6 protein-coding genes and 1 pseudogene are annotated in these 6,300 nt (G+C 72.7%); 3 read left to right on the top strand and 4 right to left on the bottom strand.

From position 1 onward, the window contains the following. The coding region (locus ABZ281_RS32790) for a VOC family protein (RefSeq protein WP_356661432.1) at positions 1–357 on the bottom strand (357 nt) is incomplete at its 3' end. 221 nt (positions 358–578) lie between these two features. On the opposite strand from ABZ281_RS32790, the gene ABZ281_RS32785 reads away from it, so the two are divergent. Further along, positions 579–1,037 carry a pyridoxamine 5'-phosphate oxidase family protein gene (locus ABZ281_RS32785; protein WP_356661430.1) on the top strand — a complete coding sequence of 153 codons (459 nt, stop codon included), beginning with the start codon at positions 579–581 and terminating at the stop codon, positions 1,035–1,037. A 7-nt stretch (positions 1,038–1,044) separates the two neighbouring features. Here the strand turns inward: ABZ281_RS32785 and ABZ281_RS32780 are convergent, their stop codons facing one another. Then, positions 1,045–1,953, bottom strand: coding sequence for an oxidoreductase (locus ABZ281_RS32780; protein ID WP_356661428.1), 909 nt, complete (start codon positions 1,951–1,953; stop codon positions 1,045–1,047). Between the two features lie 42 nt (positions 1,954–1,995). Then, a pseudogene (locus ABZ281_RS32775) lies at positions 1,996–2,766 on the bottom strand (PI-PLC domain-containing protein); the annotation flags it as partial. A gap of 25 nt (positions 2,767–2,791) precedes the next feature. Between ABZ281_RS32775 and ABZ281_RS32770 the strand changes: the two are divergent. Beyond that, positions 2,792–5,065, top strand: a complete 2,274-nt coding sequence (locus tag ABZ281_RS32770; protein WP_356661426.1) for a helix-hairpin-helix domain-containing protein — start codon at positions 2,792–2,794, stop codon at positions 5,063–5,065. A gap of 65 nt (positions 5,066–5,130) precedes the next feature. On the opposite strand, the gene ABZ281_RS32765 is transcribed toward ABZ281_RS32770, so the two are convergent. After that, a complete protein-coding gene (locus tag ABZ281_RS32765; protein ID WP_356661424.1) occupies positions 5,131–5,844 on the bottom strand; it encodes a hypothetical protein in 714 nt (237 codons plus the stop codon). Between the two features lie 47 nt (positions 5,845–5,891). Between ABZ281_RS32765 and ABZ281_RS32760 the strand changes: the two genes are divergently transcribed. Further along, complete coding sequence (locus ABZ281_RS32760) at positions 5,892–6,080, top strand: DUF5703 family protein (RefSeq protein ID WP_010045410.1); 189 nt, start codon at positions 5,892–5,894, stop codon at positions 6,078–6,080. The last annotated feature ends 220 nt before the right edge of the window (positions 6,081–6,300 follow it).

Here is a 6,300-nt window from a genome sequence, read left to right as displayed (position 1 = left end):
ACGCCGAGTAGTTCTGACGTGGTGTGACGCGCTCCGGCCGTGGTCCGTGGCCGGGGCGCGTTGCCGTGTGCGGAGGCGCATGCGGGCGTGGTCGCGGGCGAAGTCGTCGGTGTGCAGGAAGAACCCGACGCGGCCGCCCGTCTGGTCCCCGACCCGGGCGGCCTGAGCCTCCCCCTTCGCGCGGGCCAGCAGCAGACCGGTGCCGGACCCCGGACTGCCGGGTTCGACGACGACCCAGCGAGATCCTTCGGGCCGGGGCGCGTCCTCGACGAGCCGGAACCCGAGGGCGTCGGTGTAGAAGCGGATCGCCTCGTCGTAGTCGTCGACGACGAGGGTGACCAGGGCGATACGTCTCATCGGAGCCTCTCGGAGCGGGCGGTTGACCGGAGAGGTTATACGTAAAACTCGTGGGACGCCAACCAGGTTCGCGGCAGCCTTCACGCAGGGCTTTTCGGCAACCCGGCGAGGTGCGGTGCCAGACCACGCGACCCGGACGGGCCGTGAAAGGGCCCGTAAAACCCCCGGCCTAGGACTGTGGCCCGAGGTGCCGGGCGTCGATGCTCGCTACCGTCGCGTGCATGAAGATCGCCGAGCAACCCCGCACCCCCGAGCAGCGCAAGGCCGACCTGCTGGGCAGGCTGGAGCGGGAGATGGACATCTGGGTCGCGACGGCGGATTCCGAGGGGATGCCATGCCTGGTGCCGCTGTCGTTCGTGTGGCATGACGAGGCCGTGTGGCTGTGCACCCGGCTGACCAACCCCACCGGCCGCCACCTGCGGGACGGCGGGCGGACCCGGCTGGCCTTCGGAGACACCCGGGACGTCGTGCTCATCGACGGTGAGGTGCGCACCTACCCGATGCGGGAGGTCCCGCCGGCGGCAATCGAGGCGTTCCGCGCGAAGACCGGCTGGGATCCGCGCGAGGACCACGCGTCGTACGCGTTCTTCCGGGTGCGGCCGCGTGCGGTGCAGGCGTGGTACGAGGTGCACGAGATGCCGCGCAGGCATCTCATGCGGGAGGGCGTCTGGGCCGTGTAGAGGTCACTCAACCCGCGTCGTGGCGCGGCTTGTCGAGCCGGATCAGCTCCTCGTCCGTGAGGCGGATCGCGCCCGCCGCCACGTTCTCCCTGAGGTGGTCGGGGTTGCCGGTGCCGGGGATGGCGAGGACGTGGGGGCCCTGGTGCAGGGTCCAGGCGATGCGGATCTGGGCGGGGCTGGCGCCATGGGTCCGGGCGACGGCGCGGACGTCGTCGTCGTGGGCGGTGGTGGCGCCCTGCTCGGCGGCCTCACCGGCGACGGCGTAGAACGGCACGAAGGCGATGCCCTGTTCACCGCACAGACGCAGCAGTTCGTCGGTGGCGGGGTCGGGGCGGTCCAGCGCGTACCGGTTCTGGACGCAGACGACGGGTGCGATGGCCCGGGTCTCGGCGAGATGCCGGGACGTGACGTTGGAGATGCCGAGGTGCCGGATCAGGCCCGCCTCGCGCAGTTCGGCGAGTGCCCCGAAGTGCTCGGCGATCGAGTCGTACTGCGGCATCCGGCGCAGGTTGACCACGTCGAGGTGGTCCCGGCCGAGCTGGCGCAGGTTCTCCTCCACGTGGCCGCGCAGGTCCTCGGGGCGGGCCGAGGTGCCCCACTCCCCGTCGTAGGCACGGTATGGGCCCACCTTGGTGACGACGACCAGGTCGTCGGGGTACGGCGCGAGCGCGCTGTTGATGAGCTCGTTGGCGGAGCGCAGCGACGAGAAGTAGAAGGCCGCCGTGTCGATGTGGTTGACGCCGAGGTCGATCGCCTTGCGCAGGACGGCGATCGACCGGTCGCGGTCGCTCGGAGTGCCGTGGTGGAAGGCGGCGCTGCCCGTCAGCCGCATCGCGCCGAAGCCCAGGCGGTGGACGGGCAGGTCGCCGAGTTTCCAGGTGCCCGCGGCGTCCGCGGTGATCGTCTGTGAGCTCATCGGCGGAGTCTCACACACGGCACGCGGACCGGCGAAGTCGGTTTACGGATAGGTGTACGAGTTGAGGGTGGTGACGGCGGAGGCCGGGTTGCCGCGGTCGTAGTGGTCCACGGCGAGGAAGGTGGGCTTCTTGCGGGCGGCCGGCTGGCAGAACCTCTGGGCGCGGTCGGCGAGTTTGGTGTTGTCCGTGCCGGCCGTGCCGGTGAGCGGGACGTCGCGGAAGTGGTTCATGACGAACAGCGGGCGGAATCCGGGTTCGGTGCGGGTCAGCGGGATGTTGGTGTCGGCGCCGTACCAGCGGCTGTAGCAGGACCAGTCGGAGGTGCCGAGGCCCGAGCCCATCGACCAGTAGTTCTCGACGGTCCACTCGCGCTGGTACATGACCCCGAAGCTGTCCCGGGTCAGACCCGCGGCCTGGTCGGCGGAGCGGCTGTGGTCGGTGAAGACCAGCAGCCGGTCGCCTGCTGCGGCGAGGTCCGCCATCGTCGGCCAGCCGTTCTGCCGCACGCCGGTGAGATCGGGCCGGTATAGCACGTCGGACAGGCCGTTGACACGGGCGAGTTCGTTGCGCAGGACGGCCGGGTCGACGTAGTCCTCCAGGAAGACGGTGACGAACTGGTCGGGGTGGGCCTTCAGGAAGTCGACCATGCGCTGGAGATCCACCCACAGGGCGACGGGCCTGCTGACGAGGGTGCAGCTGTTGTGGCAGAGGATCGCGCCGTCGGGGGTCTGGTGGATGTCCAGCATGAATCCGCGCACCCCGTCGGCGAGTTGGCGCTCGATGCCGCGGGTCTGGTTGGGCACGAGGTTGACGTCCCGATCACGACTGGAGCACGCTGTGAGCACGGAGCCCGAGACCACGGAGGACGCGGAGCCGGGGACGCCGGGAACCGAGCAGGTACCCGACACCGTGGGCGGGGACGCCGGAGCCGGGCAGACCTCCGGGACGAAGGGCGCCGGACAGGGCCCCGAGGCGGAGGCCGCCGAAGCGGGCGCCGGGCAGACGTCCGAAGCCGAGAGCAGCGAAGCGGGCGCCGGTCAGGTGTCCGAGGCGGAGGCCGAGCTGCGGGCCCAGCAGGCCGAGCGGGAGCGCATCGAGCAGCGCAAGGCCGAGAAGAAGGCGCCGATCGAGAGCGGCACCAAGCTGAGTGGCCAGGCCGCCGATCTGCTCGCGGCCGTACGGGCCGTCGAGAGCGGCGAGAAGCCGGCGGCCACCGTGTTCGAGGAGTCCCGGCCCGCCCCCCGGCGCTCCGCCCCCGAGCCGGAACGACGGGCGCAGCCGGTGGCGCCCCGGCCCGACACCGCGTCGCCGGCCCCCGCACCGGAGGCGGTCCAGGCCGTGCGGCGGGTGCTCGCCGAGGGCGGCGCCCCGGAGGTGCTCGCACCGCAGATCGCCGCGACCCTCGGCGAGGCTGCCGACGATCAACTGCGCGCAGACCCCTGGCAGTTGCTGCGGACCCCCGGCGTGCGGCCCGAGCAGGCCGACGGCTTCGCGCGTTCCCTGCTAGGCGCCGAGTGCGGGCCGGACGACGAGCGGCGCGGCCGGGCCGTCACCGGCTGGCTCCTGGGGCAGGCGGCGCTGGCCGGGCACACCGCCTTGGAGATGCCGGCGCTCCTCGCGGCCCTGGCCGAGCGTGGCGTTCCGGAGCCCGACAGCGCCGTGCAGGACGCGATCGCCGAGGGTGAGGCGCTGGTCTTCCAGGACGCCCCGGAGGAGGAGGCCGGCGCCCCGGTCCGGCCGGCCGCGGAAGGAGACGAGGAGGACGTGGAGCGTCCGGTCCGGGTCCTGGTCGGCCTGGAGCGGTACGCGATGGCGGAGGAGAGCCTGGCCGACGGCCTGGCCCGGCTGGTCAACTCGGTACCCAAGCAGGACGGTTCGGCCGAGGACTGGCAGCGGGCGGCCGACGCGGCCCAGGGGTCTACGGCAGAGCTGATCCGCGCGGTGGCCGGCCAGGGCCTGGTGCTGCACACCGGCGGAGAGGCGTCCCTGCCCGAGCCCGCGGCACTGCTGAACGCCGCGAGGACCCTCGGGCTGCGGGCCTGGGCGGCCGCGCACGGCCCGATCGGCCGCAACCGTTTCGCGGCCCTGCTACGCCGGTCCGGTCCGGCGGCGGACGTCCCCGACCGAGCCGACGGGCCCCCGGCCGGACCGGGCGACGCCCCCGTCGCCACCGTCTCCGGGCTGCTCGCCGGCGTCGAAGGGCCCGGCCGCGACACGGACGGGACCCTCGATCTCGATCTGCTCGTCGTGCTCGACGCCCCGCAGCTGGACGTCGAGACGGCCGCTCTGCTGACGGAGTCGCTGCCGGACGGGGCGCGGCTGGTGCTGGCCGGGGATCCGGCGGTGCTGTGGTCCGTGGGTCCGGGGCGGGTGTTCGCGGATCTGCTCGCGGCGCGGATCTGCCCCCAGGTGGCTTCGCGGCGGCCGGATCCGGGGCCGCTGGGCGAGCTGGTCTCCGGTATCGGCATCGGCGAGCTGAACCAGGTCGAGGCCCCCGGCAAGGAAGTCGTGATCGTGCCGGTGCGGGACGCGGGCGAGGCCGTGCACCGGACGGTGCAGCTCGTCGCGGACTCGGTGCCCCGGGCGATCGGTGTACCGGCCGAGGAGACCCAGGTGATCGCCCCCGGGCACGGCGGAGCCGTCGGGACGCGTGCGCTCAACGCGGCGCTGAAGGAACGGCTGAATCCGGGCCCGGGCCGCTTCGGCGGCTTCGACCCGGGTGACCGGATCGTCCACTCCCCCGCCCCGGGGCGTGCGCTGCCGGGCCGGGTGGTGACGGCGGACGCCGAGGGACTGCACCTGTCCTGTGAGGGCGAGACCGTCGTCGTGCCGAAGGAGCGGGTGGAGCAGTCCGTGCGGCACGGGTGGGCGCTGACCGCGCATCAGGCCGTGGGGAGCCGGTGGCCCGCGGTGGTCGTGGTGCTGCCCGGCGATGCGGCGCAGGCGCTGAGCAGGCCGTGGGTGTACACGGCGTTCGGGCGGGCCGACCGGCACCTGTCCGTGGTGCACGGGGTGGAACAGGCACTGCCACGGGCCGTCGCCGAGGTCCCGGCGAAGCCGCGGACGACCCGGCTTCCGATGCTGCTCGCGCCGCAGATCAGCGGCACGTGACGGGGGTGGTGGTCAAAGGCGCCCGGGCCTCTGACCACCACCCCCGTGATCACCGTCGTGCGCGCTCAGCGGCGGTCCGCGTCCAGCGGTTCCAGCTCCTCGTCCTCGTCCAGGTCGCTGTCGAGCTCGTCCTCGAGATCGTCCCCGTCCGCGTCGTCCTCGTCGTCGACGTCGTCGATCTCGTCGTCGAAGACGGCGCTGACGTCGAAGCGGCAGACCACCTGCTGCGGATCGACCTGCTCGAACGGCGCCTCCAGCCACTCGCCGGGCTCGGCCGGTTCGTCCGCCGCCGTCACCCAGAGGGTGGAGTCGCCCTCCTCCAGCCCGAACTCCTTGTGCCGGGAGGCGATCTCGTCGGGCTCGAACTCGCCGAACAGCAGCCCGAGCGCGCCGTGCACGGTCCCGGAGGCCGGGGTGCCGTCATCGCCCTCCGCCGCCTCGATCCGCTCGGCCTGCGCCAGCAGGCGCTGCGGTTCGGCGACGGCGTAGTCACGACGGATCAGTACGCTCAGCGCGTTCGGTTCCTCGGGGCCCGTGTACGGGGGCAGCGCGTCCTCCGCACCGGGGATCTCGAAGGGCGTGACCTCGTCGTAGCGGTCGTAGAGCAGTTCGTCGTACACCTCTGCGGCCGCGGCCAGCTGGTTGAACGCCTCGAACACGGCCGGGTCGTCCTCCCCCGACCGGCTTTCGACCGCGGCCAGGTGGCGGTCGAGCGCGGTCTTGACCGCCTCGGCGGCGGCGCGTACCTCGGCAGCGGTGGGCTGCGCAGCATCAGACATAGTGCAGACGCTATCCGTACCGGGCCCCAGCCCGCACAATAGATGCGATGCCGGAATACGAATTTGTCGACGTGTACGTCCCGCGCGGGGTCTCCCGCAAGGAGACGGCACGTCTGCTGACGGACCACGCGGAGTACGGACACTGGGAGTTGCACCGTCTGAGCCTGCTGCGCGACGGCAGCCGCAAGGTGCGGTTGCGCCGGCGGATCATCCGCCAGGTGCGGGCCACGTGGTGAGCGGGGACGGGGCACTGGGAGAAGGCACATGACGGAGCGGGCCCCGCATCGGCGGGGCCCGCTCCGTTCGCGGGGATGTCAGGCCGAGGCGCGCGCCTTGCGGTAGAGGATCGCGCCCGCGAGCAGCGCCGATCTCCTCAAGGTGTTCCTGCGGACCGACGACGAGATCGCCGAGGAGATCCGTCAGGAGATCCTCGTGCCCCTCTTCCCCGCGCCTCTG

The sequence above is a fragment of the Streptomyces sp. NPDC006265 genome, assembly GCF_040613555.1.
Classification (GTDB): Bacteria; Actinomycetota; Actinomycetes; order Streptomycetales; family Streptomycetaceae; genus Streptomyces.
This window is presented reverse-complemented; position numbering and strand designations above follow the sequence as displayed.

Bases quoted from the DNA above. Each gene is read 5' to 3' on its own strand.
- ABZ281_RS32785 (WP_356661430.1), top strand. From the start codon at position 579: ATGAAGATCGCCGAGCAACCCCGCACCCCCGAGCAGCGCAAGGCCGAC.
- ABZ281_RS32780 (WP_356661428.1), bottom strand. From the start codon at position 1,953: ATGAGCTCACAGACGATCACCGCGGACGCCGCGGGCACCTGGAAACTC.
- ABZ281_RS32765 (WP_356661424.1), bottom strand. From the start codon at position 5,844: ATGTCTGATGCTGCGCAGCCCACCGCTGCCGAGGTACGCGCCGCCGCC.
- ABZ281_RS32760 (WP_010045410.1), top strand. From the start codon at position 5,892: ATGCCGGAATACGAATTTGTCGACGTGTACGTCCCGCGCGGGGTCTCC.